The 26,150-nt window shown below is 60.1% G+C and carries 28 protein-coding genes; 16 read left to right on the top strand and 12 right to left on the bottom strand.

Annotated elements, in window-relative coordinates; genetic code table 11:
* Positions 1-73: 73 nt before the first annotated feature.
* The 5 genes from HB780_RS10475 (at position 74) to HB780_RS10495 (ending at position 4,961) form a co-directional block, all read left to right on the top strand.
* On the top strand, positions 74-1,039 hold the full coding sequence (locus HB780_RS10475; protein ID WP_183687475.1) for an isopenicillin N synthase family dioxygenase: 966 nt from the start codon (positions 74-76) through the stop codon (positions 1,037-1,039).
* Positions 1,040-1,108: 69 nt separating this feature from the next.
* Positions 1,109-2,146, top strand: a complete 1,038-nt coding sequence (locus tag HB780_RS10480) for an ABC transporter substrate-binding protein (protein WP_183687477.1) — start codon at positions 1,109-1,111, stop codon at positions 2,144-2,146.
* A 114-nt stretch (positions 2,147-2,260) separates the two neighbouring features.
* A complete protein-coding gene (locus tag HB780_RS10485) occupies positions 2,261-3,325 on the top strand; it encodes an ABC transporter ATP-binding protein (protein WP_183687478.1) in 1,065 nt (354 codons plus the stop codon).
* Positions 3,322-4,179, top strand: a complete 858-nt coding sequence (locus HB780_RS10490) for an ABC transporter permease (RefSeq protein WP_183687480.1) — start codon at positions 3,322-3,324, stop codon at positions 4,177-4,179. The genes HB780_RS10485 and HB780_RS10490 overlap by 4 nt, the downstream gene beginning before the upstream one ends.
* Positions 4,179-4,961 carry an ABC transporter permease gene (locus tag HB780_RS10495; RefSeq protein ID WP_286202907.1) on the top strand — a complete coding sequence of 261 codons (783 nt, stop codon included), beginning with the start codon at positions 4,179-4,181 and terminating at the stop codon, positions 4,959-4,961. The genes HB780_RS10490 and HB780_RS10495 overlap by 1 nt, the downstream gene beginning before the upstream one ends.
* 63 nt (positions 4,962-5,024) lie before the next feature.
* Here the strand turns inward: HB780_RS10495 and HB780_RS10500 are convergent, their stop codons facing one another.
* Positions 5,025-5,918, bottom strand: a complete 894-nt coding sequence (locus tag HB780_RS10500) for a GntR family transcriptional regulator (protein WP_183687484.1) — start codon at positions 5,916-5,918, stop codon at positions 5,025-5,027.
* Between the two features lie 314 nt (positions 5,919-6,232).
* On the opposite strand from HB780_RS10500, the gene HB780_RS10505 reads away from it, so the two are divergent.
* The 10 genes from HB780_RS10505 to HB780_RS10550 are packed head-to-tail and all read left to right on the top strand — an operon-like array spanning position 6,233 to position 15,598.
* Positions 6,233-7,042: an ABC transporter substrate-binding protein gene (locus tag HB780_RS10505; protein ID WP_183687486.1), complete on the top strand. Its 810-nt coding sequence runs from the start codon at positions 6,233-6,235 to the stop codon at positions 7,040-7,042.
* 48 nt (positions 7,043-7,090) lie between these two features.
* Complete coding sequence (locus HB780_RS10510; RefSeq protein WP_183687488.1) at positions 7,091-7,807, top strand: amino acid ABC transporter permease; 717 nt, start codon at positions 7,091-7,093, stop codon at positions 7,805-7,807.
* Positions 7,808-7,818: 11 nt separating this feature from the next.
* A complete protein-coding gene (locus HB780_RS10515; protein ID WP_183687490.1) occupies positions 7,819-8,568 on the top strand; it encodes an amino acid ABC transporter ATP-binding protein in 750 nt (249 codons plus the stop codon).
* Positions 8,569-8,583: 15 nt separating this feature from the next.
* Positions 8,584-9,741: a M20 family metallopeptidase gene (locus tag HB780_RS10520; RefSeq protein ID WP_183687493.1), complete on the top strand. Its 1,158-nt coding sequence runs from the start codon at positions 8,584-8,586 to the stop codon at positions 9,739-9,741.
* A gap of 3 nt (positions 9,742-9,744) precedes the next feature.
* Entirely contained in the window at positions 9,745-10,842 is a 1,098-nt protein-coding gene (locus HB780_RS10525) for a mandelate racemase/muconate lactonizing enzyme family protein (protein WP_183687495.1), read from the top strand.
* Positions 10,839-12,008: a M24 family metallopeptidase gene (locus HB780_RS10530; protein WP_183687497.1), complete on the top strand. Its 1,170-nt coding sequence runs from the start codon at positions 10,839-10,841 to the stop codon at positions 12,006-12,008. Before HB780_RS10525 ends, HB780_RS10530 begins: the two co-directional genes overlap by 4 nt.
* Positions 12,009-12,030: 22 nt before the next feature.
* Entirely contained in the window at positions 12,031-13,257 is a 1,227-nt protein-coding gene (locus HB780_RS10535; RefSeq protein WP_183687499.1) for a glutamine amidotransferase-related protein, read from the top strand.
* A gap of 39 nt (positions 13,258-13,296) precedes the next feature.
* Positions 13,297-13,710 (top strand): VOC family protein, encoded by a 414-nt coding sequence (locus tag HB780_RS10540; RefSeq protein ID WP_183687501.1) that lies wholly within the window; start codon positions 13,297-13,299, stop codon positions 13,708-13,710.
* Positions 13,711-13,731: 21 nt separating this feature from the next.
* Complete coding sequence (locus HB780_RS10545) at positions 13,732-14,667, top strand: 2-hydroxyacid dehydrogenase (RefSeq protein ID WP_183687503.1); 936 nt, start codon at positions 13,732-13,734, stop codon at positions 14,665-14,667.
* A gap of 58 nt (positions 14,668-14,725) precedes the next feature.
* Positions 14,726-15,598 carry a D-amino-acid transaminase gene (locus HB780_RS10550; protein WP_183687505.1) on the top strand — a complete coding sequence of 291 codons (873 nt, stop codon included), beginning with the start codon at positions 14,726-14,728 and terminating at the stop codon, positions 15,596-15,598.
* 110 nt (positions 15,599-15,708) lie between these two features.
* Here the strand turns inward: HB780_RS10550 and HB780_RS10555 are convergent, their stop codons facing one another.
* The 4 genes from HB780_RS10555 to HB780_RS32985 form a co-directional block, all read right to left on the bottom strand.
* Positions 15,709-16,500 carry a transporter substrate-binding domain-containing protein gene (locus tag HB780_RS10555; protein WP_183687507.1) on the bottom strand — a complete coding sequence of 264 codons (792 nt, stop codon included), beginning with the start codon at positions 16,498-16,500 and terminating at the stop codon, positions 15,709-15,711.
* Between the two features lie 93 nt (positions 16,501-16,593).
* Positions 16,594-17,253: an amino acid ABC transporter permease gene (locus HB780_RS10560; protein WP_183687509.1), complete on the bottom strand. Its 660-nt coding sequence runs from the start codon at positions 17,251-17,253 to the stop codon at positions 16,594-16,596.
* Entirely contained in the window at positions 17,250-18,059 is an 810-nt protein-coding gene (locus HB780_RS10565) for an amino acid ABC transporter ATP-binding protein (protein WP_183687511.1), read from the bottom strand. Before HB780_RS10565 ends, HB780_RS10560 begins: the two co-directional genes overlap by 4 nt.
* Positions 18,059-18,208: a hypothetical protein gene (locus HB780_RS32985; protein ID WP_286202908.1), complete on the bottom strand. Its 150-nt coding sequence runs from the start codon at positions 18,206-18,208 to the stop codon at positions 18,059-18,061. Before HB780_RS32985 ends, HB780_RS10565 begins: the two co-directional genes overlap by 1 nt.
* A gap of 369 nt (positions 18,209-18,577) precedes the next feature.
* On the opposite strand from HB780_RS32985, the gene HB780_RS10575 reads away from it, so the two are divergent.
* Positions 18,578-19,756, top strand: coding sequence for a M24 family metallopeptidase (locus HB780_RS10575; protein WP_183687513.1), 1,179 nt, complete (start codon positions 18,578-18,580; stop codon positions 19,754-19,756).
* A gap of 35 nt (positions 19,757-19,791) precedes the next feature.
* Here HB780_RS10575 and HB780_RS10580 read toward each other — a convergent pair whose 3' ends face one another.
* From HB780_RS10580 to pxpB, 7 genes are read right to left on the bottom strand one after another with little or no spacing between them, the layout of a single operon-like run.
* The gene (locus tag HB780_RS10580) at positions 19,792-20,958 is read right to left on the bottom strand and encodes a M24 family metallopeptidase (RefSeq protein ID WP_183687515.1); all 1,167 of its coding nucleotides are present in this window, start codon (positions 20,956-20,958) and stop codon (positions 19,792-19,794) included.
* A gap of 24 nt (positions 20,959-20,982) precedes the next feature.
* Entirely contained in the window at positions 20,983-21,621 is a 639-nt protein-coding gene (locus HB780_RS10585; RefSeq protein ID WP_183687517.1) for a GntR family transcriptional regulator, read from the bottom strand.
* Positions 21,618-22,871 (bottom strand): Zn-dependent hydrolase, encoded by a 1,254-nt coding sequence (locus tag HB780_RS10590; protein WP_183687519.1) that lies wholly within the window; start codon positions 22,869-22,871, stop codon positions 21,618-21,620. Before HB780_RS10590 ends, HB780_RS10585 begins: the two co-directional genes overlap by 4 nt.
* Positions 22,868-23,815: an NAD(P)-dependent oxidoreductase gene (locus tag HB780_RS10595; RefSeq protein WP_183687521.1), complete on the bottom strand. Its 948-nt coding sequence runs from the start codon at positions 23,813-23,815 to the stop codon at positions 22,868-22,870. Before HB780_RS10595 ends, HB780_RS10590 begins: the two co-directional genes overlap by 4 nt.
* A complete protein-coding gene (locus HB780_RS10600) occupies positions 23,812-24,456 on the bottom strand; it encodes a GntR family transcriptional regulator (RefSeq protein ID WP_183687523.1) in 645 nt (214 codons plus the stop codon). Before HB780_RS10600 ends, HB780_RS10595 begins: the two co-directional genes overlap by 4 nt.
* On the bottom strand, positions 24,453-25,424 hold the full coding sequence (locus HB780_RS10605; RefSeq protein WP_183687525.1) for a 5-oxoprolinase subunit C family protein: 972 nt from the start codon (positions 25,422-25,424) through the stop codon (positions 24,453-24,455). The genes HB780_RS10600 and HB780_RS10605 overlap by 4 nt, the downstream gene beginning before the upstream one ends.
* The gene (gene pxpB / locus HB780_RS10610) at positions 25,421-26,146 is read right to left on the bottom strand and encodes a 5-oxoprolinase subunit PxpB (protein WP_183687527.1); all 726 of its coding nucleotides are present in this window, start codon (positions 26,144-26,146) and stop codon (positions 25,421-25,423) included. Before pxpB ends, HB780_RS10605 begins: the two co-directional genes overlap by 4 nt.
* Positions 26,147-26,150: the final 4 nt, after the last annotated feature.

Consider the following 26,150-nt stretch of genomic DNA (forward strand, 5'->3'; position numbering starts at 1 on the left):
TCATCTCCCACGCAGGTGGGGTATCGAAGTGCCACGGCACCGCGGCTATGTTCATTCCGGAAAGGATCAGACAATGCAGATGGCCCCATCCTCAAGGCAGGATATGGATAGCATTCCGGTCATAGATATCTCGCCTTTCATCCATCAGACCGCCGGTAACGATGCCGTCGTCAAGGCGATCGAGGCTGCCTGCCGCGAAACCGGCTTCTTCCTGATCACCGGACATGGCGTCTCCGCCGAGGCGACCGCGCAGCTTTACAATCTTGCCCGCGACTTCTTCGACGAGCCGCAGGACTGGAAGAAGCAACAAGGCCGGGGAACCTCGCTAAAGGGGGGCGTCGCTTTCTCCCCCATCGCGGATGAAGCACTGAGCGCCACGCTTGGGATCAAGACGCCGGGTGACTACAAGGAAAGCCTGAATTTCGGGCCGCGCCTTCCGGGTGACGTCTGGCCCACGGTTCCACAAGGATTGCAGGCTGCCTTCAGCGCTTATTTTGCCGAGATGGAGACGCTCGCTGGGCATCTGCGACGCGCCTTCTGCCGGGCGATCGGGCTTGCGCCCGATTACTTCGAGCCGGCCTTTGCCGACCACCTTTCAGCACTCCGTGTCATCAACTATCCGGAACAACAGGAAAGCCCGCTGCCCGGCCAGTTGCGCGCGGGCGTCCACACCGACTACGGCTTCATGACCATTCTGCGCTCGGAGGCATCTCCGGGAGGGCTTCAGGTCCGCAGGCGCGATGGCGAATGGCTGGATGCGCCGAACGTCGAAGGCGCCTATGTCGTCAATATCGCCGATGCCTTCATGCGCTGGACCAACGACGAATGGCTGTCGACGCCGCATCGGGTTGCCAATCCGCCCGGCAGCTTCAAGGGAACGACACGGCGTCAATCCATCCCCTTCTTTGTCAATCCGTCGAAGGAGACGCTCATCGAATGCCTGCCGCCCTTTGCGGCAAAGGCGCCGGCAAAATACACGCCGATTACCTATGGAGATTATATCGCGCTGAAGACAAGCCAAGCCTTCAGCAAGTCCTGAGCGCAGAAGCGAAACATCGCCTGCCGCACCAGCACCCACCGACACGCAGCCATGACAAGGGGAACCGAAATGATGAACATGAACAGGCGGCAGCTTCTTGCCGGAATGGGCGGCCTTGCCGCAGCAAGCATGATCAGCCTTCCCGCGCGCGCGCAAAGCAAGACGCTCGTGGTGCCAACGCTCGGCGGCGCCTGGGAGCAATTCTGGCGCTCCACACTTGCACCCGCTTTTACGGCAAAGAGCGGTGCCGCGGTGACGCTTGATGCCGGCAACGGTCGCGTCTGGAGCGCCAACCTGCGGGCGGCAGGCGCTCAAAACCCACCCTATTCGATCCTGATGACCAACGAGGCCTTCGCCTCCAGCCTGCGCAAGGAAGGCTTCTTCGAGAAGCTCGATCTGACGAAACTATCGAACTACAACGATCTCTATCCCCTTGCGAAGAAGACGGATGGTTGGGGCGCCGTAGCCATGGTCTCGCCGATCGGCATCGCCTACCGCACCGATATGGTCAAAACCCCGCCGAAGGGATGGAAGGATCTCTGGGAGAACCCGGAATTCAAGGGTCGCATCGGCCTCTATAACTTTGCCAATACGGCCGGCAAGATGGAGCTGATGCTGGCATCGAAGATCTTCGGCAAGGATCAATACGATATTGATGCCGGCTTCAAGGCACTGGAAAAGCTCGGGCCCGTCATACAGGCGGATTTCAATCTGTCGACGGGCCTTGCAGCCGGTGAATTCGTGGTTGCGCCCTTCGATTTCGGGGAAGTGGCGCGCTTGCGATCCCAGGGGTTGCCGGTCGATGTCGTCGTGCCCGAAGAGGGTATGCTGATGTTCGACCAGACGCTGAATATCCTTGCCCACGCCCCGGAAAAGGAACTCGCCTACCAATATGCCGACTTCCTGCTCTCCCCGGAGGGGCAGATACCGCTCATGAAGCAGTTCTTCGTCTCGCCCACCAATTCCAAGGTGGTGGTCCCGGCCGACCTGCAAAAGGATGTGCCGATCTCGGGCGGGACGATGGACAAGATCCTGACATGGGATTGGAATTTCATGAACGAAAAGCAGGCCGAGTTCTCAGAGAGCTGGGCAAAGGTCATGCGCTAGACGCGCCCTGACGATCCCCTCGCCATATGCCGGCTCGCGCTTAAGCGGTCCGGCTGCTTTCTCGACATGGTGGCACAACCGCGATCGCCGCCGGCAGAATTTGGAAGATCGATCATGACAGAGGTGAGCATTGAAGCGCTGACCAAGCACTATGGGGCATCTCTTGCGGTAAACGGCATTTCCGTGAAAATCGCAAAGGGAGAGTTTATCTCCCTGCTCGGCCCTTCCGGCTGCGGCAAGACCACCACGCTGAAAATGATAGCCGGCTTCGAGGATGCTACATCAGGCGCGATACGTTTCGATGGGCAGGACGTCGTGCATGTGCCTGCGGAAAAACGCGATATCGGCATGGTCTTCCAGAGCTACGCCCTGTTTCCGCATATGACCGTCGCGCAGAACCTGGCGTTCGGATTGGAGATGCGCCGCAGACCGAAGCGCGAGATCGCCGAGCGCACGGCCCGCGTTCTCGACATGGTGCAGCTCTCCGGCTATGCCGACCGCTATCCGCGCCAGCTTTCCGGTGGACAGCAGCAACGTGTCGCACTGGCTCGAGCGCTGGTGATCGAACCTCGAATTCTCCTTCTCGACGAGCCGCTTGCCAACCTCGACGCCAAGCTGCGCGAAGAGATGCGCGTCTTTATCCGCGACCTTCAAAAGCGTGTTGGCATCACCACCGTTTATGTGACCCACGATCAGGCCGAGGCGATGACCATGTCGGACCGTGTCGTGGTCATGTTTGGCGGGCAGATCGCCCAATATGGCGCGCCAGCCGATATCTACGATCGGCCGGCGAGCCTCGAAGTCGCGCAGTTCGTGGGGCAGGTCAACATCCTATCCGGTCGGCTGCTCTCCACCGAAGCGAACGATATCTCGATCATCGATACCGCGCTCGGCACAGTCAGGATCGGCAATATGCCGAGGTCGCCCGATGGAGCCGTGACGCTGGTGCTGCGGCCCGAGGCAGTCGAGCTATTTCCGGAAAGCGCCGGGCAGATGGGCACCCCGGCCACCATCACAGCGAGCTACTATTCGGGCAGCCTGATCGACTACCGATTGGCGCTCGACAGCGGCGACACCATGAATGTTCAGACCTTCCCCCGCAGCCGCTTCTCTCCGGGCGACCGTGTCACCGTCAAGGTCGATGGCGATCGCTTCTGGGCGCTCGGAGCCGCCGCATGAGCCTTCGAGCGAAATCTCTGAAGCCGTTTGCCTTGATCGCCCCGGCTGTTCTACTGCTCGGCGTCTTCCTGGTATTGCCATATATCAACATCGTGATCATGAGCCTGCGCAATCCGGGGAACGGGACGCCCTATGCGCCCGGCTTTACCCTGGGGAACTATCTGAGACTCTTTGCCGACAGCTTTTATCTGGAGCAGACCGCAAACACGTTGATGATCGGCTTCATCACCACCTTTGTCTGCCTTGTCCTCGGCTTCCCCGTCGCATGGCAGCTCGCAAAGACCCAAATGCGTTTTCGCGGTCTTGCCTATGGCCTCGTGCTGTCACCGCTTCTCGTCGGCATCGTCATTCGCAGCTATGGCTGGACCATCCTGCTGGGCAACAATGGCATGATAAACCGGACCCTGATCAGCTTCGGTCTGATCGATCGCCCGCTTGGCCTGATGTACAATTCCTTTGGGATCGTGATTGCCCTGGTGCACGTCTTCCTGCCCTTCATGATCCTTCCGCTCATGAGTGCGCTGCAGGGGATTGATCCGTCGATCGAAGCGGCCGCCCGCTCGCTTGGGGCCGGGCGCATCACCGCCTTCAGACGAATTGTTCTGCCACTGGCCATGCCCGGCATACAGGCCGGCTGCATACTGGTCTTTGTCTTGTCGCTCAGCGCCTACGTCACGCCGTCCTTGATCGGCGGCCTGCGCGTGAAGACGATGGCGGTCAGCGTGGTCGACGCACTTATCGACACGTTTCAATGGCCGTTCGGCTCGGCCATGGCGCTGATGCTGTCTTTGACCGGGGCGATGATGGTGATGCTGTTTGCAAGGCTCACCCGCATGAAATGGAAGGCGAACTGATGTCCAGGCATCTCCTCACCGGCTACTGCCTGATGATCTACGCCTTTCTGCTGCTGCCGATCCTCGTGGTCGTCGGCGCCTCTTTCAACGCGGGCGCCTTCCTGACATTCCCGCCACAGGGACTTTCATTTCGCTGGTATGTCGTGTTCTTTCACAACGAGGTGTTCCTCAGCGCGATCAAGACCTCGCTCTGGGTGGCGGCCGTCTCGACCGTGATCTCCTCGATCATCGGCACGATGGCGGCGATCTTCTATGTCCAACATGCCGGCCGCTGGAAGGAAAGCATCCGGCTTGCCATGCTCTTGCCGCTGCTGCTGCCGGAAGTGCTGACGGCCATATCGCTATTGTTCTTCGTTTATTCGATCGGAATGGGCACACGAACGATCGCGGCGATGATCATCGGTCATTGCCTCATTACCCTTCCCTTTGTCTTCATCAACGTTTCGGCGGCCATGGAGTCCTACGACCCATCCTGGAGCCTGGCAGCCAAGAGTCTCGGAGCCGGACCATTGACGCGGTTTCGCCGCATCATGCTGCCGCTAATCAAGCCCGGCGTGATCGGCGGATGCCTGTTCGCCTTCATCATATCCTTTGACACGTTCACCATATCCTTCATGTTGAAGAATGTCGGCACCGCCACGCTTCCGATCCAGCTCTACGACTATCTGCGCACGAACTTCACGCCGGAAGCAGCCGCCGTGTCGACGGTATCCATCGTGCTGACATTGTTCGTCGTCGTCCTGTCGGAGAAAGTCCTGGGGCTGCGTATTCACCGGTTCTGACGTTGCGAAGCCATCCGGCACGCCCCCTTCATGCCGGGGCGGAACGTATGATCCCGAATGCCGTTATGACGCACCATATTGCGGAGCAAACGACAGGGCAGCCTGGAGATGTTGCGTCATAAGTAGGGCCGCGCGCTCGCGCTGTCCCGATGCGATTGCATCGAGGATCGCAACGTGTTCCCGGCACCAGTCCTTCACGCGCCGGCGATTGGTGTAGCCACCAAACTCAAGCAATCGCCGCAACCTGTTCTGCTGCTGGATGGATTGCAGGAAGAAGATATTACCACTGAACTCAGCGATCATTTCGTGGAACTGTGCATCCGTCTCGAACAATTGGCGGGGGTTTACAGACGTGATGTCGGGATGCGCCTCCAGATAGAGGTGCTGAAGACGCGATCGTTCCAAGGCGGCAGGATCGTGGCGAAAGGTGTTGAGCAACAATCCGGCAGGCTCGATCGTGGTGCGAAAGTCGTAGCTGTTGCGCAGGGCTACCTGCGTGTCGAGTGTGGGCAGGAAGGTCCAGCCCCTGCCGCTGTTTCGCGCCAGCAACCCGTCATTCACCAGATGGGTGAGCGTCCGCTGCAGGAGAATGCGGTCCACATCGAAACGGCGAGCAATTTCCGACTGCGTGAAGGTTTCCGGGAGCGCGCCGGAAAGACGGTGTTCTACGATCCTCAAATAGAGATCCTGATCGGCTGTCGTCGGCACCTCCAATTCAACGCGCAGCAGCTCTTCAGGCAATGCCTTCAAGAAAAATCCCTGGTTCTTGCGGGCCTCCACGACACCGTGTTCCACAAGCAACAGCAGCGCAGCGCGAACCGGTGTTCTCGATACGCCGATCAGATCGCCTAGCTGCTGTTCGCGCAGGTGATGCCCCGGTTCGAAGCGAGCATCCCGGGCGAGATCGAGAATCTGATTTGCAAGGCGATATCGACCTTGACGTGGAGCGCTGGCCATTAGGCTTTCCATTTTTGTACAAATTCATGCATCTAATACAACATGAGTATCGACATCGGCAACATGAGCAATCTCATGAAAGCATGAAACTCACGAGTTTCATCTGAAAAGCAGTCGCCGAGAGACACAGAAGCTGCGGGCGTTCCCCGAATCCATAAGTATTTCGGTCAAAATTTCGTCAAAATGCTCATTATTTGGGCCATTTCGAAAATGCCTATTTTTATGCTTCCGCGCTTGACTCTTTCGATGGCGACATTGTACCATTGTATTAAATCAGAGCAATTATAGCTCGATCAAACAAAAAGGGAACTGCCATGCTTCGATCTTTCATGACTGCATTCGCCTTGCCCCTGGTCCTTGCGCAATCCGTCGCCGCAGCCGATCTTCCAAAGTCGGGCCTCGTCGAAAACGGGGCCATCACCTACGGCGTTGCAGCGACTTTCGCGCCATTCGAATTCCAGAAGGATGGGGTTCTGTCGGGTTTCGATATCGACCTGATCGCAGCGCTGGCCGCGAAACTGAGCGCCAAGCCTGTGCCGATGAACATGGAGTTCAAGGGACTGATCCCGGCGCTTCTCTCCAGCCGGATCGATATCATCAACTCGGCCATGTACATCAATGATAAGCGCGCCGAGCAGGTCGATTTCATCCCTTATATGAGAATCGGCAATCAGGTGATCGTTCAGGCTGGCAATCCGGCCAAGATTACCGGCCGCGACGATACGCTTTGCGGGAAGACGATCGCCGTTACGCTCGGCGGCATTCAGGAAAATCAAGCGCGGGCCGACGATACGCGCTGCAAGGCCAAGGGGCTTTCAGGCGTAACGGTGCTGACGCTGCCGACAGCCCAGGATTCCGCACTGTCGTTGCGGCAGGGGCGCGCGGATGCGGAGTATGATTCGACGCCGGGTGCGGTGGTGCTTCAGGCGGCGGTTCCAGGCGTCTATGAGGTCGTTGGTGGCGAGTTTGAATCCAACACCAGCATTGGTATTGCCACCCGAAAGGGAGATGCTCCTCTTCAAGCCTCCATCAAGGCGGCGCTTGCCGAAATCGTTGCTGATGGCACCTACAAGAGCCTGATATTGAAGTGGAAGCTGCCGGCCTCCGTTTCGATCTTCAACTGACATCCGGCCTGATACCGAAGAGCCTGATATTGAAGAGAAGGAGCGGGCATGTCTCTCGAACTCGTTTTCGACTATCTGCTGTCGCCCGCTTTTTTTCACGGCGCCGTGCTGACACTTTTGATCACCATCGTGTCGCTATTCTTCGGGATCATCGTCGGGCTCATCATTGCTCTTTTGCAGGAGACAGAACTGCGCGCCGTCAAGGCGGCGACGCTCGTCTATCTCTGGCTGTTCCGGGGCACGCCCGTCCTGTTCCAGATCATCTTCATCTATAATGTGCTGCCAGGTTTCGGAATTCGTCTCTCGGCTATTCTCAGTGCGGTCCTCGCTTTGTCGCTGAATGAGGGTGCCTACATGGCGGAGATCCTGCGGTCGGGTCTGCATGCGGTGAAAAAGGGACAAAGGACGGCCGGGCTTGCGCTTGGAATGACGCGGGCGAGCGTCATGCGTTTCGTCGTGATGCCGCAAGCCGCCCGCATCGTCCTGCCCGCCGTCGGCAATCAGATGATCGGAATGCTGAAGACCAGCGCGCTTGTCTCCGTCGTCGCCGTGGAGGAATTGCTTCTCGTCGCCAACCAGACAGCCAGTGCGAATTTCCGCTATTTCGAGGCGTTGAGCGCGGCCGGCATCTACTATCTGGTGCTGACGACGATCTTCATGGTCTTTCAGTCAATTCTTGAGCGGTCGCTTGACCCGAAACGCGGGCGCCGGGGCAGCGTTCGCAAGCCCTTGAGCCTCATCGCCCCGAAATCCGAGATCCAGTGAGGAAAGACGACATGGCCGCGCCGGACAACAAGCCGCTCCTGGAAATCATCGGCATCGATAAGAGTTTCGGATCAGCACGGATTCTCAAGACCTGTAGCTTGAACGTTTTCCGCAAGCAGACCGTGGTCGTCATCGGTCCGTCCGGATCGGGAAAATCGACATTGCTGCGATGCGTCAACCTGCTGGAGCCGGCGGATGGCGGCAATATCTTCTTCGACGGCATCGATATCACCCGCGACCTCCGCAATGCCTCCAAGGTACGCCGCGATATCGGCATGGTCTTCCAGAATTTCGAGTTGTTCCAACATCTCTCGGCCGCCGAAAACATCATGCTTGCGCCGATGAAGGTCTCGGGCCTCAGCAAGCTCGACGCGCATGACATAGCGATGCAATTGCTGGCAAAAGTCCGCATTCCCGAGAAGGCCGATTTTTTCCCCGATGAATTATCCGGAGGTCAGCAGCAGCGCGTCGCAATCGCCCGGGCGCTCGCCATGAAGCCCAAGCTGATGCTCTACGACGAGCCGACCTCGGCGCTCGATCCGGAAATGATACGCGAGGTTCTGGATGTGATGGCCGATCTCAGCGCCGACGGCATGACCAGTGTCGTCGTCACCCATGAGATGGGCTTTGCCAAGCGCGCCGCCGATCAGATCGTCTTCATGGAAAACGGCGAGGTGATCGAAAACGCGACCAGCGAACAATTCTTCGGCGGAACGGTCAACGACCGAGCCCGCCTGTTTCTAAGTCAGATACTGCACTAAATGCGGAAGGCAGACATGTCCCATACCCCTGATATCGCGCGCATGAAGCGTGAACTGGCCGAGCTGATCGCCATCAGAACGGAAAATCCGCCTGGCCGGGAGGCAGACGCCGCCGTTTACGTCCGCGATCTGCTGCTGTCCGCGGGCTTTGCGGTCGATATCGTGGAGTACAAACCGGGCCGCTTCAATGTCGAGGCGCGACTGGACAACGGACCGGGTCCGGTCTTCGCCTTCAACACCCATATGGATACGGTGCCTGCGGGAGACGGATGGTCGTCCGATCCCTTCACGCTGCGGGAAGTGGACGGCAAGCTCTATGGTCGTGGCGCCTGCGACTGCAAGGGGCCGCTCATATCGATGGTGGAAGCCATGCGCATGCTGGCATCTGACCGTAGTGCATGGTCCGGTACCTTGCTCGGCGTTTTCGTCGGCGACGAAGAGATTGCCAGCGAAGGTGCCAAATTCTATGCGGCCGGCAAGCCGAAAATCGACTTTGCCGTGGTGGGCGAGCCCACATCCAACACGACCTTTGCGGCGCATAAGGGCAGCCTCCGGCCCGTTGTCCGCGTCCATGGGCAAGCGGCACATTCCGGAACGCCGCATCTGGGCGAGAACGCCATCTATCGCGCTGGACAGCTCTTGTCCCTGATCGAGGCCCATCATAACGAGGTGGTGCGCGGACGCACGCATCCGCTGGTCGGCGAAGCTAGCCTGACGGTGACGCGCATTTCCGGCGGGCATGCGGACAATGTGGTGCCATATGCCTGCGATCTGCTGCTGGACCGCAGGATGGTGCCCGGCGAGGACGAGGCGGCGGTAAAGCAGGAGTTTGCCGATCTGCTGGCGCTCGCCCACACGCGTTTCGGCGTTCGGGCCGAGATTATCGACTACAAGGCCACGACGGGCGGCGCGACGGAAACTGCGATCGACAGCGCGATCGTCTGGGCCAGTATGGCCGCCTGCCGGTCTCACGGCATCGCAAATCCCGGCCCCTTCGGCTTTCAGGGCGGCTGCGACCTGGTGCATTTTCGGCAGATCGGCGCGCAAGGCACGGTGATCGGGCCGGGGGATTTGTCCGTGGCCCACAAGCCAGATGAATTCGTTCCTGTCGACGAATTCGTGACAGCCAGCCTGATTTATCGCGATGTCGCCAAATCGATGCTGCAGGCCTGATCGATGCAAGCGTCCTTGCACCGCGCTATGCTGAGCTACGGGGGGAACCTGATGCTGCACACCGCATCATCCGGTCCGATCACCGGCCTCGATACGCTTTATCTGCGCCTGTGCGACGGCGATGTGGTGGCGACCGGCGAGGTCCGCATCAATATTGCCTATCTGAACGGGCTTCGGGCGGAGGTGGTCCTGGCCGAGGCATTGTCTTTCTTCGACCGGATCGACTGGTCGCTAGAGGCGGCCGATCTGCTTGCGGACGACGCGATCTGGGCAGAGGCGAGCGCCCCGGTGCGGATGCTGCTGGACACCGCGCTTTACGATCTTCTGGCGCGACGGCAGGGAGTGCCGCTTGCGCAATGGCTGGGCGCGGACGCTGCCACACCTATTTCACATTCGACGAACCAGACATTGTTCATTTCCACGCCGGAGCAATTTCTCGCGCAGGCGGAAAACTACATCAAACGTGGGTTTTGCGACCTGAAAGTCAGGATCGGAGCCGGCGCTTTCGAGGATGATCTGTGGCGGCTTTCTCAGCTGCGCGAGCGGTTCGGTCAAACCATCAAGCTCGCGGTCGATGCCAATGGCGCCTGGAGCCGCGACGACGCGGAAGCAAAGCTGGCGCGGCTGGCAGAATTCGATCTCGCCTATGTCGAGCAACCCGTTCCCGTCGGCGATTTCGACCTCATGCTAGACCTTGCACGGAAAAGCCCGGTGCCGCTGATGCTGGATGAAAGTGTCTCCAGTTTGCAAGATGTGGAAGCTATCATTGAGGCGTCCGGCCGCTTGTGGGCGCATCTGAAGCTGGTCAAGCTCGGCGGCATCGCCCCGACGCTGAAGGCGGCGAAGGCGCTTCGCAACGGCAATATCCCCTTTATGCTCGGTCAGATGAATGAGGGGGGCGTGGCAACAGCCGCAGCCCTGCATCTGGCCTGTGCGACCGGCCCGACATTCGCCGAATTATATGGAGCGGACGGACTGGCCGACGATCCGGCGTCTGGCCTCACCTATGCGCAGGGCCGAGTGACCGGCACCCAGGCTCCCGGTCTCGGGTTGACGGTTGATCTATCAAAGACAAGTCTCTTGAAGGAGTTCGCAAGATGACGACGGCAGGCACTATCGTACAGGGGCAGGAATCGGCCTTCCCGAAAGAGGAATATGAGATCCGGGTTGCGCGCGCTCGTCAAAATCTCGTCGAGGCGGGCATCGATGCGCTGGTCATCACCGGTCCGGAGAACATCTTCTATCTGACCGGCCAGCAAACGCCGGGTTACTACACGTTCCAGGCGCTGCTTCTTCCGGCCGAAGGTGATCCGGTCTTCGTGATCCGCCAGCTCGAATATTTCAACTTCATCGCCAATACTTTCATCGCTGACGCGGAAGTCTATCAGGATGGCGATGAGCCCGTCTCCTTCCTCATGGCACTGATTGAAAAACGCGGCCTTGCAGGAAAGCACGTCGCAATCGACAAACGAGGCTGGTTCCTGCCGATATTCGTCTACGAATCCCTGATTGAGCGGTTGGGCGTCGTTCATGACGGTGCCGGCGTTATTGAAAAATTGCGGGCCATCAAATCTCCGCTGGAAATCGAGAAGCTCGAACGTGCGGCATCCTATGTCGACGCGGGCATGCGGGCCGGACTTGCGGCCGTCAAGATCGGCGCCACCGACAACGACCTGGTCGCGGCAATGATGCAGGCGGCGATCTCAGCCGGATCGGAATATATGGGGATGGAGCCGCTGGTCTCTGTCGGCACACGCACGGGCGTGCCGCACGGCACCTGGCGCCGCGGCAGGATCGAGGATGGCGATCCTGCCTTTCTCGAAATGGCGGCCTGCCACGACCGCTATCACGCCGCCTTGATGCGATCGGCCTGGATCGGGCGCACGCCCAGCGAGGCAACGGAGATGATGAAGGTTTGCCAGGAGGCGCTGCAGGTCTCGCTCGATACCATCCGTCCGGGGGTTCCCTGCGAGGTTCCGCATATCGCCTGCCAGCGGATCATCGATGCGGCTGGCTATACCGATAATTTCCGCAAGCGCCTTGGCTACAGCGTCGGGATCTCCTTCGCGCCGGACTGGGGTGAGGGAGCCATCCTCAGCCTCAATGCCGGGGTGAAGACAGAACTGCGTCCGGGCATGACCTTCCATTTGCCGCCGGCGCTGCGCATTTACGGCCGCTTCACCGTCGGTGTCAGCGAAACGATCGTCGTCACGGATACGGGATATCGCGCGCTTGGAACCGTCAAGCGCGATCTGCTCGAAGTTTGAAAGCGATGAGAGGGAGCGCGCTATGGGGTTGATCCTCGTCTTGCATGATACGTCCCGCCCTGCCCTCTATGGCGCGGTTGCCGCTGCAGTCGCAGCTGCACGGCAATACAGTTTCATGCATGTTGCCGCGCGCTTCGATACCAAGCTCCATGCCGATGCCGCGCAGCATGTGATCGCAAGTGGCGGGCTTGGGCCGAGTGGGCTCTGCTGGTTCGAACGGCTTTCGGGCAAGCAGGCGCCGCCCGTCGCCACCTCGGAAAGTATTCTTGATGCTGCTCGGATGCAGGACGTCGTGGTGCCGATCCATCCGGCATTCCTGGTTGACCAAGACATGCCGACGGCACTCTCGTCTGCTGCCGAAGCCCTTGGAATAGAGGTGAAAGCGATCACCGTTCGCGAGGACTCCGATTGCTTTTTCGACGCGGCTACGCAGGAGCTCCTTGCCCTGCGGGATCGTTTCGGGCGGATCGAGTTGCGCGCGCGCCCCTTCTGGGAGGGCGATAGTCTGATGATCGGCCTTATCGGTGCGGAGAGCGATCATCGCGATGTCTACCCTGCGGCGCTGGCAAGCCTCGCCGACGCGGCAGACAGCCTTTCCATTCCGATTAATGTGCGCTTTATCGATCCGGTGAATATGGATCAGTTTGAAGATCCCGCTGTTTTCGAAGGCCTGTCCGGCATTCTGCTTCCCGGTGGGGCGGACATGAAAAACGTCGCCGGTCAGACGACAGCTGCCGCCTTAAGCCTGGAAGCCGGCCTGCCAACGGTTGGATTATGCCTCGGCATGCAGACGATGGCGACGGCGGTGGCATGGCGCGCCTTTGGTCGCGGCACGGCCAATCTGGCGGAGGCGGACCCGGATGCCAAGCTCAAGACCTTCGTGCCGATGGCCGGCGCGCAGGGGCCGGATGAAACTCTCCTGCCACTCCATAGGACGGGTGATCAGGCGATCGATATCGTTTCCGGAACTCAGCTCGCAGTCATTATTCGTTCCGATCGCCAGATCCGCTGCAATCATCGCTTCCGATTGAACCAGGCTCTACTGCCGGATCTGGAGGCAGCCGGACTTCGAGTTGCCGCGTCCAGCTCATCAGGCGCCATTGTCGATGCCATCGAAGTGCCTGGGCACTCCTTCTTCATCGGCATGCAAGGACATCCCGAATTGTCATCGAGAGCCGACATGCCCCATCCGCTGTTGGTGGCATTTCTGGAAACGGCCGCCAAGCGGCGTCCATCAACAATGTCATAGCAATCATCACCACTCTAACTCAGCCAGGTAACAATCATCATGCGCTCACTTTTCCATCTCGCCTATCATATAACCGACCTTGATGAGGCCCGCCGCTTTTACGGTGGCGTGCTCGGTTGTGAGGAGGGCCGCAGCACGGATACATGGGTCGATTTCGATTTCTTCGGCCATCAGATTTCCCTGCATCTCGGCAAGCCATTCGAAACGACGCGCACCGGCAAGGTCGGCGATCATATGGTGATGATGCCCCATCTCGGTGTTGTCCTTGCGCTCGACGATTGGTTCGCCCTTGCCAAGAGACTGGAAGACGCCGGCACGACATTCGACATTCCGCCCGTCGTGCGCTTCGAGGGGCTGCCTGGTGAGCAGCGTACGATGTTCTTCTTCGATCCGAGCGGAAACCCGATTGAAGTCAAGGGTTTCAAGGATTTCGACAGCGTTTTTGCGCACTAAGAGAGAAAGGAGATCGGTCGAATGATTGCGCTGGTAACGCGTATATCCGATGAGGCGGAGCACCAGTGGCTCGAGGCTCTCTCGCTGAGGATGCCGGAGGAGAAAATCGTCTCGTTCCGGCACCTCAATGAAGAAGACCGAGCGGCGGTCGATATCGCCATCGTCGCCAATCCGGATCCGAAGGACCTTGCCCGCCTGCCCGGCCTGAAGTGGATCCATAGCCTTTGGGCCGGCGTCGAACGCCTGGTCAGCGAAATTGGCGACAGCACTTTGCCCGTCGTACGTCTGGTCGACCCGCAATTGAGCCGCACCATGGCCGAAGCCGTTCTTGCCTGGACCTATTACCTGTTCCGCGACATGCCTGCCTATGCCCGCTTCCAGCGGGAGCGCAGCTGGCAGCAATTGCCCTATCGACGACCGGAGCAGATCACCGTCGGTCTGCTCGGAATGGGCGCGCTGGGTGAGGCGGCAGCGCATCGTCTGACCGACGCCGGTTTCAAGGTGATTGGATGGAGCCGCTCGGCAAAGGACATCGAAGGGGTCGAAACACACTCCGGCGAGGATGGGCTGTATGCAGTCCTGCGCGGATCCGATATCCTGGTGTGCCTTCTGCCGCTAACGTCAGAAACGCGGGCGCTGCTGAACGCAGAAAGGCTTGCGCTCCTGCCCGCGAACGCAGCGCTGATCAATTTCGCCCGTGGCCCGATCGTGGTGAGTGAGGATTTGTTGCAGGCGCTCGATACCGGCCGTTTGAGCCACGCGGTTCTGGATGTTTTCGATGTGGAGCCGCTGCCCGCCGATGCACCCTTTTGGGACCATCCGGAGATCACCGTGCTGCCGCATATCTCTGCCCCGACGGATCGGGAAACGGCGGCGGCGCTTGTCGCGGACAATATTCGAACCTTTCGTCGCACCGCCACGCTTCCATCCATTGTCGACTTCGCGCGCGGATATTAAAGGCGGCATGCCGCCAATGCGCCTCTCTTCAATGCAAGCAAACCTCTTTGGGAATTGAATGAACATGACGTCACCTCAACGCACTGTCTACGTCAACGGCCAGTATTGCCCTGAAACAGAAGCCAAGGTCTCGATTTTCGACCGTGGTTATCTTTTCGCGGACGCCATCTATGAAGTCACCTGCGTGCTGGGAGGCAAGCTCGTCGATTTCGATGGTCACATGGCACGGCTGCAGCGCTCCTTGCAGGAACTCGACATGACAATGCCTATGTCCATCGACGAGCTCCTGGCCATTCACCGCAAACTAGTGGCGGCCAATAATGTCGACGAAGGTCTGATCTACATGCAGATTTCCCGTGGCTCGGCCGATCGTGACTTCAATTTTCCACCAAAGGGTACGCCACCGGTGGCCGTCATGTTCACCCAATCCCGGCCGGTCATCGAAAGCCCGCTCGCCAAACGCGGCCTGAAGATTATATCGCTGCCGGACATCCGCTGGGGCCGCCGCGACATCAAGACCGTCCAGCTTCTTTACCCATCAATGGCGAAGAACGCCGCCTATCAGGCCGGCGCTGACGACGCATGGCTCGTGCAGGACGGTTATGTCACCGAGGCATCCTCTGCCAATGCCTATATCGTGACGACAGACGGCAAGATCGTCACGCGCAAACTTTCATTCGATATTCTGCATGGCATTACCCGCGCCGCCGTTCTCCGGCTTGCCGCTGAATCCGGCTACACGCTGGAGGAAAGATCCTTCACCATTGAGGAAGCGCTGGCTGCAAAGGAGGCCTTCATCACCTCCGCCACGTCTTTCGTGACCGCTGTCCTTGAGATCGACGGAACCGCCATCGGCGAAGGGGTTATCGGCCCTGTTAGCAAACGGCTGCGGGAAATCTATATCGAACAAGCAGTAGCGGCAGCGAAGTAATCCGATCGGGATGACAATCGGGGCCAGAAGGCGTTCGCCACCTGGCCCCGACCGTATTTCAACGTGGGAAACAAGGCCCCGGTCGACGCCGGCCGGAACCTCTGAATTTCTTACTCGACCGATTTGATCGGGTCTTTCGGCGCTGGATCGAAGCCAACCAGATCCGTGGTCAATTTTGCATAGGTGCCGTCGGCCACCATATCCGCGAGAGCCTTGTTGATAGCTTTCACGAGTTCCGGCTTGCCCTTCTTGATAGCAAAACCCTTCTGGATGTGGCTGACGTAGTCATCCGTCATCTCCAGCGGCATATGCGCATTCTTGACCGCATAGGCTCCGGCGATCGAGTCCGTAATCGTCGCATCGATATTTCCATTGACGAGATCCTGCATGGCGTCGGCCTCGGCCTTGTAGCCCTTGACGGCGGCGCCCTTTTCCTCGGCAATCTTGGCAAACGTCGAAGAGACCAGCGCGCCGACTGTCTTGCCTTTCAGATCAGCGGCGCTCTTGATCGGCGAGCCTTTGGAAACGATGATGCGACCACCGGATTCCAGCCAGCCGTTGGCGAAGGTAACCTTCTTCTGACGCTCGGGCGTGATGTCCATGGAGGCGCTGATGACGTCATACTGATCGGCCTGCAAGCCGACGAGGAGCGAATCCCATTTGATGAGGACAGGCGTGTAGGCGAGATCCAAACGCTTGGCCACTTCCTTCATCACGCGGATCTCCAGGCCGTCCAGCGAGCCGTCGGGAGCGCGCATGCTAAAAGGCGCAAATGTGCCCTCGGTCGCGACCTGCAGTTTGCCTGGTTCCAGGAGCTCCAGACCAGCGGCCGAAGCCGGCATGTTACCGAAGGCGGCGGCGGCAAGCATGGTGGCAGCGAATGCAAACAGTTTGAATTTCATGGCTATTGTTCCCTTTATTGATCTGGTTGAGGTATCGTCTTCGCCTCACGGCGCATAAGATTTCCGGGTGCGCGGGGCCCAGACCGTTACCGTTCAGGTCTGGGCCGCATAGTGCCGCTCCAGCCAAGCTGAAAGCTGGGTGAGAATGGTGGTCAGGACGAGATAGATGATTGCGACCGTGATGTAGAATTCGAACGGGCGGAACGTCGCGGCAATCAGCGTCTGCGCATAAAGGGTCAGTTCCACGACCGTAATCGTCGACAGCAGCGACGTATTCTTCAACGTCGAAATCGCCTCGTTGGTGATAGATGGCAGGATGATGCGAGAGACCTGTGGCAGGATGATGCTGCGCATCGTCTCTGCAGGGCTGAAACCGAGCGCGAGCGCCGACTCCGTCTGCCCACGCGGAATGGCCGAAAGGCCGCCACGAATGATCTCCGCGACGTACGCACCGCTGTTGATCCCGAGCGACAGAACGCCGGCGACAAAGGGAGAAAGCTTGATGCCAAACGCCGGCAGGCCGAAATAGATGATGAAAACTTGGATGAGGGTCGGTGTTCCGCGAACGAACCAGACATAGAAAGCCGATGCCATGCGCGCGGCGCGCCATTTCGATCCATGGGCCAGGGCGGCCGCGAGACCGCAGATCCAACTGAAGATGATCGTTGCTACCGTCAGCCAAAGGACCGTCCAGGCAGCCTCGACAAATCCCGGCCCGTAAAGCGTGAGTTCTTCAAGAAACGCTTCGTTCATAAAAGCACCTCCCCGTTGGATGCATCCATGCCAAGGGAGCCGAATTGGTCATGCAGAATGCGATGCAGGAACTGCTGCAACCGCTCGCTTTGCGGATTGCGCAGGATGCCGGGCGCTCCGGACTCGGCAACGACGCCCTTGTCGAAAAAGAGAACACGGGACGAAACGTCTCGCGCAAAGGCAATCTCATGCGTGACGAGAAGCATGGTCATGCCTTCCGCAGCCAGCGATGCCATGAGCACCAGCACCTCATGCACGAGTTCCGGATCAAGCGCCGATGTCACCTCATCAAACAGCATCAATCGAGGCTTCATCGCCAAAGCACGGACGATGGCGACGCGTTGCTGCTGGCCGCCGGAAAGTCGGGAGGGATAGCTATGCCGCTTCTCATAAAGCCCGATGCGCGACAGCAGCGCTTCGGCCTCGCCGACAGCCTGGAACCGTGGCATCTTCAGAAGCTTGACCGGTGCGTGAATGACATTTTCCAGAACCGTCATGTGTGGCCAGAGATTGTAGCTTTGGAAGACCATGCCCACCCGTCGCCGCAGCGCCTGCAATTGTGCCGGTGTCGGGAACTGACGGGACTCAGGCCGGAAATCGAACGTAAGTTCGTCGAAATCCATGAAGCCGGATTGCGGCATTTCCAACGCATTGATGGAGCGCAGGAAGGTACTCTTGCCCGAACCACTGGCGCCGATGATCGAGACGACCTCGCCCGCTGTGACTGTAAGCGAAATTCCCTTCAACACCTCATTGTCCCCGAAACTCTTTCGGATATCGCGCAGGGTCAGAATCGGTTCCGGCATCACTCGCCCCCCGACGGCAATTGGTCGAGGATATCAACCGAGACATCCCTAGGCATGCGAGCAACCCTGTTGATGACGGCGAACTGACCGGCGCGCATCGTAAAGGCACGCCCATGACTGGCCGGCACGATTTCGGAACATTCGGTCATGATGCAAAACTCGCGTTTCGACAGGGCGCAGGCCTCATTGGAGCTCGAAGCTTCTTGTGGTCCGTTTGCCCGGCCATTGACTTTCGAGGTCAGCCTATTCGGTATACCAATGGAATTCAAGATTGTTTTTCAATGATTTACTGCAAAAATGATTGGCGTTCTGCGTAAAAAATCAGCCTCATTGCGTAAAAGATAGCCATCGAGCATCCAAGGGAGATAGCCGGCCACATTCGACGGGCAACAGCACCCGCAGGAGCTCTGACAGCATCCGTTGACCGGCGAATACAGTTGGTGTACCGAAATTTGAAGGCGTTCGCGTCTTCAGCCGATCGGCGTCAAAAGACGCTTGCCTGTCAAAGGAACCGTGTCATGGCCAGATATTTTCCGCTTGATGAATACGAGGCGCGCTGGACACTTGTTCTCGCAGAAATGAAGGCACGCGGCTTTGAGACGGCCGTGGTTTTCGGGCGCGGCGGAGGTACGACGGACAATTGCGGCGACATTCTCTATCTGTCCAATCATTATGCTATCAGCGGCGGCATGGATTCGCTGATTTGGTCGGCCCGCTCTTTTTCCGGCATCATTCTGCAACAAGGCAAAGCGCCGCAGCTGCACATTGACGAACCGGAAGTGCGCGACGATCTCGTCTCCATCGCAGACGTGCGCTCCTCAAACCATCCCTTTACCAGCATCGCCAAAGCTCTGGTCGAACGAGGCATCACGGGCCGCGTTGCGCTGGTCGGAACCAATTTCATCCCGGTCAAATATTACAGTCAGCTCGTTGACGGAGCCCCGCAGGTGGAATGGATCGAGGCAGATGATCTCATCCGCAACGTCAGACGCATCAAGAGCCCGCGCGAACTCGACTGTTTCCGGACCGCCGGCGAGACGGCGACTATCGGGCTGAACCGGCTCATGGAAGGACTGACAGGCGGGCTATCCGAACGAGATGCCGCCGCCGAGGCGGCCCGCGAGGTGGTACGCCTCGGCGGTCGCCTCCAAATGATCGGCTGCAATCACGGCGATACGCTCGGCTTCGATCAGCGCTTTCCGCTAGCCGGTTACAGCGCCGACACGCCGCAACCGGGAGACATCGTCACCGGTACACTCCATGCAGCCTTCTATCAGGGCTATTACCTCGATCCCGGCCGCACAGGTGTTCGTGGAAGGCCCAATGACGACCAGCGCCGGCTGATCGAGGCCACCGCAGGCATAGTGCGTTCCCTGTCCGACATGATGCGGCCAGGTGTGAGACTTCTCGACGTGGCAGCGGAGGGTGATCGCATGACGGCAGCATTCGGCGGTACCATCTCGCCGATCATGAAGAACTTCCCCTTCTTCGGCCATAGTATCGGGCTCGGCTTCGAACTGCCGCGCATCTCCACCAGCATGTCCTTGCCGCAAGACCACATCGAGAACAATATGGTGTTCGGCGTGGAAGCCTTTCTGTCGCTTGAGGGTGTCGGCGCAGCTTTCTTCGAGGACATCATCATTATCGGTGAAGACTGCAACGAACTCCTGACCAAATCGCCGAGCTTCTGGTGGTAGCGCCTGCGCCTGAAGTTCGGCCAGACCCCGCCCTGCTATCGAACAACAAGGTCGCGCGGTAGCGTCGATAGCGGCTCAACCCCCGTTTCGGTAACGATCACGGTTTCGGAAGCGCCGACGGTCCAGACACCGTAGCTTCGCAGGGTCGCCGGCAGATGGAAGACCATGCCCGGCTCGATTGATTGCGATACGCCGCTGAAGAGACTGAGAATTCCGCCTTCGCCCCAGTCGGGCGCGAAGGCGACCCCCATCGAATATCCGATGCGCTTGCGAAAGGCCGCATGATAGCCTCTCGCGTCGATCACCCTCTGCGCCGCCTCGTGCGGCACGCTGCAAGGCACACCGGGTCGGATTGCAGTAAGGGCAGCCTCAAGGGCTGCAAGCGCGCAGTCCATCATCCGGCGTGCTTCGTCAGGCGGATGGCCGATCCAGACGGCGCGCATCAAGCCGGCGTGATACCTGGCGTGGCTTCCCGCCAACTCGAGAAAGATAGGATCGCCCGCCGTCAGCTTCCGCCGGCGCCATGTCATATGCGGCAGGCCGCTACGCGCCCCTGAAGACACCAGGGGCTCCATCGCCATGGCTTCCGATCCGGCTTTGGTGGCGGCAGCCAGCATGGCGGCAGCAACCGCGTTCTCGTCCACGCCGGCGTCACAGGCAGCAATCCCGGCCACGATACCCGCTTCGGCATAGCCTGCCGCAGCCCTGATCGCATCCAGCTCCGCCTGCGACTTCACCATTCTGAGCGGAGGCAGGATCGCAGAACCGTCTATCAATCCACCCTGCCCGATCTCCTGGGCAATCCTGTCGGCCATGATCGGCGAAACGAACCAGCCTGCCAGTTCAATCGCCGGGCGGGAGATGCCGAGTGTCTTCAGAAGTCCTGCTAATGCCACGGCCGGCTCTTCGCCGTCCTGGTAGATGCGGATATCCCGCAGCCACGTGTTGGCGACCGATCCGGCTAGTTCCAGCTCGCGCACCAGAAGGCAGGGGCTGCCCTCGGCAGGCAGAACCAGCGCCTGGAATGCGAAATAGCCAGCCGTCTGCCGACCGGTCAGCCAGTAGATGTTTTCCGGTCCGGTAACGACGAGTGCCTCATGACCGGCCGCCCGTATGGCGGCGCGGGCTCGCGACTGCCTTTCAGCGAACTCCGTTTCGGTAAAAGCGGCTTCCCGGCCGCGCAGTTCTGCGAATTCATGCATCTGGTGCGATCACAATTTCCATCATTAGCGTCGGTCGAGCCAGCCCAAAAATCGGCTGCGGACACTGTCGAAATGGGTTTGCATGGCGGCGCAGGCACGCTCGCCATCCCGCGCTTCGATCGCGTCGATGACGGCGAGGTGCTCTCTTGCCTGCTGGTCGAAGCGGTCATGGGTAAGGGTGATGGTACAGCGCCGGGCGATGCTGCGCATTTCCGTGATCATCGCCGGCAGCAGGCTGAGACCGGCAGCTTCCGCGACAGCCAGATGAAAGACATCGTCATCGAGCCAGAACTGATCGAAGGCCACGTCACCTCCCTGCGCGTAGGCGCGCATCGTCTCGCGGGACTGTTCCAGAGCCGGCGCCATGGGTCGCCCGGCAGCCCTGGCTGCAGCAGCACCTTCAAGCAAACGCCTGATCTGGACGATTTCAAGCAGTTGCTCCACCGTGACGGGCCGCACCATCAGCGCTCCATTGGTGAGCCGCGAAATGACGCCTTCCTTTTCCAGCCGAGAGATGGCCGCGCGCAACGGCGTGCGCGAAATACCGGATTCCTGGGCAAGGGCTCTTTCAGTCAGGACATCGCCTGCAGGGAGAGTGCCCGCGAGGATACGCTGTTTGACATCGCGATAGGCTTGCTGGGCCAATGTTTCTTTCTCGCTCATAGGCTCTCCTGGCCGTTCTTCGTCCATGCTGCATGCAGCACCCAAACTGCGGTGGCAAGGTCGGCGGGATCCATGCCTTCCTTGGGATTATGACTGCCATCCCAGTTGCGCAGGAACACCATGACCGACTCCCAGCCCGCCTGGGCGAAGGCGGCAGCATCATGGCCACCTCCAGACAGCATCCGGCGTGGCGAAAAGCCAAGCCGGCGCGCACCCTCATAGATCTCGTCGCCGAGTTGCACTGAGAGCCGCGTTGGCTGGCTGCGTGATTGGGCGCCAAGCTCGAAGGAAACGCCGCGCGCTTGCTCGATCAACGCAATTTCAGCCTTCACCAGCCGATCCATTCGCTCAAGAACGGTTGGATCGTCGCTGCGCAGATCGAGGCAGAAATCGAGCCGGCCAGGCACCTTGGCAAAGGCATGTTCGGAACTGGCCGCATCGACGCGGCCGACCGTCACGGCAAGATCATGCTTTTCTTCGAGGATTGCCCCCCATCTTCGATCCATCGCGACCACCAGATCCGCCAGGGCAAAAACGGTATCGGAACGCGCGGCACGCGGCGCACCGCCGGAATGAGCCCAGACACCATTGATGCGGGCGTCGCGATAGCGCAATCCGCCACGCACGCCGTCGACGATGGCGAAGGCCTCGCCTGCCTCATCGAGAACGGGGCCTTGCTCGATATGCAGCTCCACGAAGCGTGCGGGCGCCAGCCCCGGCCCGGAAACGACAGTCTCCGGATCGCCACCCTCCTCGCGCATGTGATCGGCCAACGTCCGTCCGGTATCGAACCGGATCGCCTTCATGTCTTCGGCCGAAAGCCGCCCGAGTGCGGCGCGCGAGCCGATATAGGAAACCGGGAACCAGACGCTCTCTTCCGCACGCGTCACGGTCACCACCAGATCGGCAGGCGGCGCCGTACCACTATCGACGAAGGCGGCGGCAAGGGCCATGGCGCCGGCAACGCCGGCCTGCCCGTCATAGGCGCCGCCCATCGGCACGGTATCGAGATGCGAACCGATATAGAGAGGAGTGGCCGTGCGGTCCCTGCCCGGCAGCCGGGCGAACAGATTGCCGGCGGCATCCCGCGTCACCTTCAAGCCCAGGGCTTCCGCCTCCTCGGCGATGACATTATGGGCAGCGGTTTCCAGCGCACTGTAGGATGGGCGCGTATAGCCCGGCCCCGGCTCCGAAATGGCGTTGATGCGATCGAGCAGCCGATCGATGGTATCTTCGATAATGCGGCTCATGCGTAGCTCCGTGCCGGATCGTTGAGTGCTGTCGCCGGGCGCTCACCGGAAACAGCCGTCAGCACATTGCGAGCCGAGCCGATTGCCACGCGACGCAGGGCCTCGAGCGTTGCACCACCGAGATGCGGCGTAAAGATCACCCGGTTCGATTGGCCGAGGGGACCTGATGTCGCTTCGTGGGAATAGACATCAAGTCCTGCCCCGGCGACCCGCCCGGAGGCGATGGCCTCGGCAAGGGCAGCTTCATCCACAAGGCCCGCTCTTGCGGTATTGACGAGAATGGCGCCAGGCTTGATGTGCGAGAGCGCTCTTGCATCGATCAGCCCGCGCGTCTCCGGCCGCAGTGGGGTGTGCAGCGAGACCAGATCCGCCTGTGCCAGACCATCTTCGAGTTTTTCTACCCGTTCGAAGCCCTCTACCTCGGCTGCGCGAGGCGAATACACCAGAACGCGCGCATCGAACGCGGCCCTCAGCATGCGGCCAAGCCCCGAGCCGGTTGCACCCCAGCCGACAATGAGAGCCGTCTTGCCGGACAATTCCGTGAAGGTCTCCATCTCGCGAAAACGCCTTATGCCGGCCCGTTCGCTGCGGTCTGCAGCCGGGATACGCCGCGCGACCGCCAGCGCGAGGCCAAGAGCAAGCTCCGAAACCGAACGCGCATTGGCACCCGGCGTATTGCAGACGAGTACGCCGCGTTCGCTTGCCGCTTCCTTGTCGACCGCGTCGTGCCCGGCACCGTGCACGACGACAACGTGCAACGCATCGGCAGCATTGATCGCGGCAGCGGAAAGGCCGGCATCCCTGGTGATCACCGCCTCGCAGCCGGGGATCATGCGGGCGACCGTTGCCATATCCGCAGAAGGGCAAAATACCGGCGCAATGCCTGCCTCCCTGAGCAGCGCAATGCCGTCGGCATGAACCGGTTGGACAATCAGACACTTCATCGATCGGATCCCTCGTCGGACGACTTCAGGCGCGCCAGAATGGCATCGCGCGCATTGGCGACATGCATGGCCATCAGCCCGCCGGCCGCTTCGCCATCGCCGACCCGCAGCGCGGCGATAATCTCGAGGTGTTCGGCGCATCCTTTAAGAAATCGATCCGGAACCTGCGTGTGGTCGAACATGCAGGTGCGGCGGCGGAGATCGTCGATGGTGGCGACGATCATGGCGCTGCCCGTTGCCGCGGCCAGCATGCGATGAAAGTCGTCGTCGACACGACGCTGTTCGTCCTCTTCCCCCGGCCCCTCCAATTGCAGGCGGCGGACGCGCGCTTCTATCTCATCCAGCCGACCGGCGGGAAGCCCCGTGGCCGTGCGGGCAGAATGGGCTTCGAGCGTCTGGCGCAAGAAGAAGATTTCCTCCACCTCCTCGCTGGAAAGCTGTCGCACCTTGAGGAAGCGTCCATCCTGCGTCACCAGCCCCTCGGCTTCGATGCGTTTGATCGCTTCGCGAACGGGCGTGCGCGACATGTCCAGCGCTTCGCCCAGCTTGGCCTCCTGCAAGGCATCCCCCGGCATGAGTGCACCCGACAGGATCATCTCGATGATCTTGGTATAGGCCTGCTTGGCAAGCGGTTGTGTCATAGCGCTACCTCTTGTGCGACGCTCATTGGCTCGGTCTTTTCGGACAGACCCGTCATCACGTCCTGCAGGGCTTGTCTCTCCGCGACCAGCAGCGCCTCTGCCGCGGCTTGGGAAATCAAGCGAAAGCGGATCGCCGAACCGCTTGGCGTCTGCGCCAGCCGTGGCACGTCGATGGAGGCAACAGTCGCGATTTTCGGATAGCCGCCAGTCGTCTGGCGCTCGGCCATCAAAACGATCGGTCGGCCGGAGCCCGGGACCTGGATCGATCCGAACGTGGTGCCATCCGAGACGATATCGTTGCCCCGGCAGGCGGAAATCACTGGCCCATCCAGCATCTGCGCCATGCGATCGCGACTGGAGGATACGACGAACGAACTCCCGAGGAAGGTACGCCAGGCGGACGCATCGAAATAATCATCCTGCGGTCCCGCCACGACGTTGATGGGGCGATTAGATCGTCGCCACAGCTTTGTGAGCGCCAGATGCGGCGTGGGATCGAGGCATCCAATCGGTAGGAGATCGCTAGCCCGCAGGCAGCGCCCTTCATGGCCACCGAGGCCCGTGCGCAGATGCGTGGCGCGGGAACCCAAGATCAAGGGCGTATCGATGCCGCCGGAAAACGCTAGATATCCCCATACGGCCGATCGCAGGCCGCCGACGACGAGCGTAGACCCGGGAAAGAGATTGTGGCTCTCCCATGGGCGCACGGCAGAGCCGTCGATCCGGATATCCACGTCGCCGCCGGTGACGGCAAAACGAACCGGCTCGGTGACCTCGAACGTGCCGCCGGCGCTGGCAAACTCAAGAGCCGCCATGTCCTCCCCGTTGCCCACCAATGCGTTAGCGATACGGAAGGACGGCGTATCCATCGGCCCGGAGCCGGAGACGCCGGAATGCAGCAATCCCCTGCGGCCGCGATCCTGAACCGTCACCATGGGCCCCGCTTGAAGAATCCGCAAATGCATCATGCTGCTTCGGGCTCCAGAACGGTCTGACCCGCAGCGACCATCGTATCGAGACGCGCCGCCTCGGCCTCGCCGATCGGGCGAAAGCGGATGCGATCTCCGGCCTTGAGAAGAAAAGGCGGCGTCCGATAAGGGTCAAAAAGCCTGACCGGCGTGCGGCCGATAAAGCGCCAACCGCTCGGCCCCGGCACTGAATTGATGCTGGCCTGTTTGCCGCCTATGCCGATGGCACTCGCCTCGATGCGTTGGCGCGGCGCGGCCAGCCGCGGGGTATGCAACGCATCCGGAAGGCCGCCGAGATAGGCAAAGCCGGGCGCAAAACCGATCATGTAAACACGATATTCGGCGCTGGCGTGCAGATTGACGAGTTCGACCGTCGTCATGTCCTTCATGCGCGCAAGCGCGTCGAGGTCAATCCCGACCGCCGCCCCATAGACGACGGGTACGCTGAAGCAGCGCGAGGATGTATCTGTCACGGACAGCGCCTGTAGTCGCTTCTGCAGCACATCGGCAAGCGCTCCGCCACGGGTGATCGCGGGATCGTATATTACGCTGAGTGAACGATAGGTCGGGGCCATTTCTTCGATGCCGGCAATGGGGTTACGGTTCAGCTCATCGAAGAGCGCGATGATGCGCCTGTTGACATCATCGTCGATATAATCGGCGAGTTCGACCGACAGCATGCTGTCGCCGCAAGCACGAATGCGTGGGAACATTTCGGCCATTGCG

This window comes from Rhizobium lusitanum (genome assembly GCF_014189535.1).
GTDB classification, from domain to species: domain Bacteria; phylum Pseudomonadota; class Alphaproteobacteria; order Rhizobiales; family Rhizobiaceae; genus Rhizobium; species Rhizobium lusitanum_C.

What these genes read in the sequence shown, in the direction of transcription:
- HB780_RS10520 (WP_183687493.1), top strand. Translation starts at nt 8,584, where the DNA reads ATGTCCCATACCCCTGATATCGCGCGCATGAAGCGTGAACTGGCCGAG.
- HB780_RS10515 (WP_183687490.1), top strand. Translation starts at nt 7,819, where the DNA reads ATGGCCGCGCCGGACAACAAGCCGCTCCTGGAAATCATCGGCATCGAT.
- HB780_RS10590 (WP_183687519.1), bottom strand. Translation starts at nt 22,871, where the DNA reads ATGAGCCGCATTATCGAAGATACCATCGATCGGCTGCTCGATCGCATC.
- HB780_RS10490 (WP_183687480.1), top strand. Translation starts at nt 3,322, where the DNA reads ATGAGCCTTCGAGCGAAATCTCTGAAGCCGTTTGCCTTGATCGCCCCG.
- HB780_RS10555 (WP_183687507.1), bottom strand. Translation starts at nt 16,500, where the DNA reads ATGAAATTCAAACTGTTTGCATTCGCTGCCACCATGCTTGCCGCCGCC.
- HB780_RS10575 (WP_183687513.1), top strand. Translation starts at nt 18,578, where the DNA reads ATGGCCAGATATTTTCCGCTTGATGAATACGAGGCGCGCTGGACACTT.
- HB780_RS10540 (WP_183687501.1), top strand. Translation starts at nt 13,297, where the DNA reads ATGCGCTCACTTTTCCATCTCGCCTATCATATAACCGACCTTGATGAG.
- HB780_RS10475 (WP_183687475.1), top strand. Translation starts at nt 74, where the DNA reads ATGCAGATGGCCCCATCCTCAAGGCAGGATATGGATAGCATTCCGGTC.
- HB780_RS10500 (WP_183687484.1), bottom strand. Translation starts at nt 5,918, where the DNA reads ATGGCCAGCGCTCCACGTCAAGGTCGATATCGCCTTGCAAATCAGATT.
- HB780_RS10585 (WP_183687517.1), bottom strand. Translation starts at nt 21,621, where the DNA reads ATGAGCGAGAAAGAAACATTGGCCCAGCAAGCCTATCGCGATGTCAAA.
- HB780_RS10480 (WP_183687477.1), top strand. Translation starts at nt 1,109, where the DNA reads ATGATGAACATGAACAGGCGGCAGCTTCTTGCCGGAATGGGCGGCCTT.
- HB780_RS10505 (WP_183687486.1), top strand. Translation starts at nt 6,233, where the DNA reads ATGCTTCGATCTTTCATGACTGCATTCGCCTTGCCCCTGGTCCTTGCG.
- HB780_RS10595 (WP_183687521.1), bottom strand. Translation starts at nt 23,815, where the DNA reads ATGAAGTGTCTGATTGTCCAACCGGTTCATGCCGACGGCATTGCGCTG.
- pxpB (WP_183687527.1), bottom strand. Translation starts at nt 26,146, where the DNA reads ATGGCCGAAATGTTCCCACGCATTCGTGCTTGCGGCGACAGCATGCTG.
- HB780_RS10525 (WP_183687495.1), top strand. Translation starts at nt 9,745, where the DNA reads ATGCAAGCGTCCTTGCACCGCGCTATGCTGAGCTACGGGGGGAACCTG.
- HB780_RS10535 (WP_183687499.1), top strand. Translation starts at nt 12,031, where the DNA reads ATGGGGTTGATCCTCGTCTTGCATGATACGTCCCGCCCTGCCCTCTAT.
- HB780_RS10605 (WP_183687525.1), bottom strand. Translation starts at nt 25,424, where the DNA reads ATGATGCATTTGCGGATTCTTCAAGCGGGGCCCATGGTGACGGTTCAG.
- HB780_RS10565 (WP_183687511.1), bottom strand. Translation starts at nt 18,059, where the DNA reads ATGCCGGAACCGATTCTGACCCTGCGCGATATCCGAAAGAGTTTCGGG.
- HB780_RS10550 (WP_183687505.1), top strand. Translation starts at nt 14,726, where the DNA reads ATGAACATGACGTCACCTCAACGCACTGTCTACGTCAACGGCCAGTAT.
- HB780_RS10510 (WP_183687488.1), top strand. Translation starts at nt 7,091, where the DNA reads ATGTCTCTCGAACTCGTTTTCGACTATCTGCTGTCGCCCGCTTTTTTT.
- HB780_RS10600 (WP_183687523.1), bottom strand. Translation starts at nt 24,456, where the DNA reads ATGACACAACCGCTTGCCAAGCAGGCCTATACCAAGATCATCGAGATG.
- HB780_RS10485 (WP_183687478.1), top strand. Translation starts at nt 2,261, where the DNA reads ATGACAGAGGTGAGCATTGAAGCGCTGACCAAGCACTATGGGGCATCT.
- HB780_RS10560 (WP_183687509.1), bottom strand. Translation starts at nt 17,253, where the DNA reads ATGAACGAAGCGTTTCTTGAAGAACTCACGCTTTACGGGCCGGGATTT.
- HB780_RS10530 (WP_183687497.1), top strand. Translation starts at nt 10,839, where the DNA reads ATGACGACGGCAGGCACTATCGTACAGGGGCAGGAATCGGCCTTCCCG.
- HB780_RS10495 (WP_286202907.1), top strand. Translation starts at nt 4,179, where the DNA reads ATGTCCAGGCATCTCCTCACCGGCTACTGCCTGATGATCTACGCCTTT.
- HB780_RS10545 (WP_183687503.1), top strand. Translation starts at nt 13,732, where the DNA reads ATGATTGCGCTGGTAACGCGTATATCCGATGAGGCGGAGCACCAGTGG.
- HB780_RS10580 (WP_183687515.1), bottom strand. Translation starts at nt 20,958, where the DNA reads ATGCATGAATTCGCAGAACTGCGCGGCCGGGAAGCCGCTTTTACCGAA.
- HB780_RS32985 (WP_286202908.1), bottom strand. Translation starts at nt 18,208, where the DNA reads ATGACCGAATGTTCCGAAATCGTGCCGGCCAGTCATGGGCGTGCCTTT.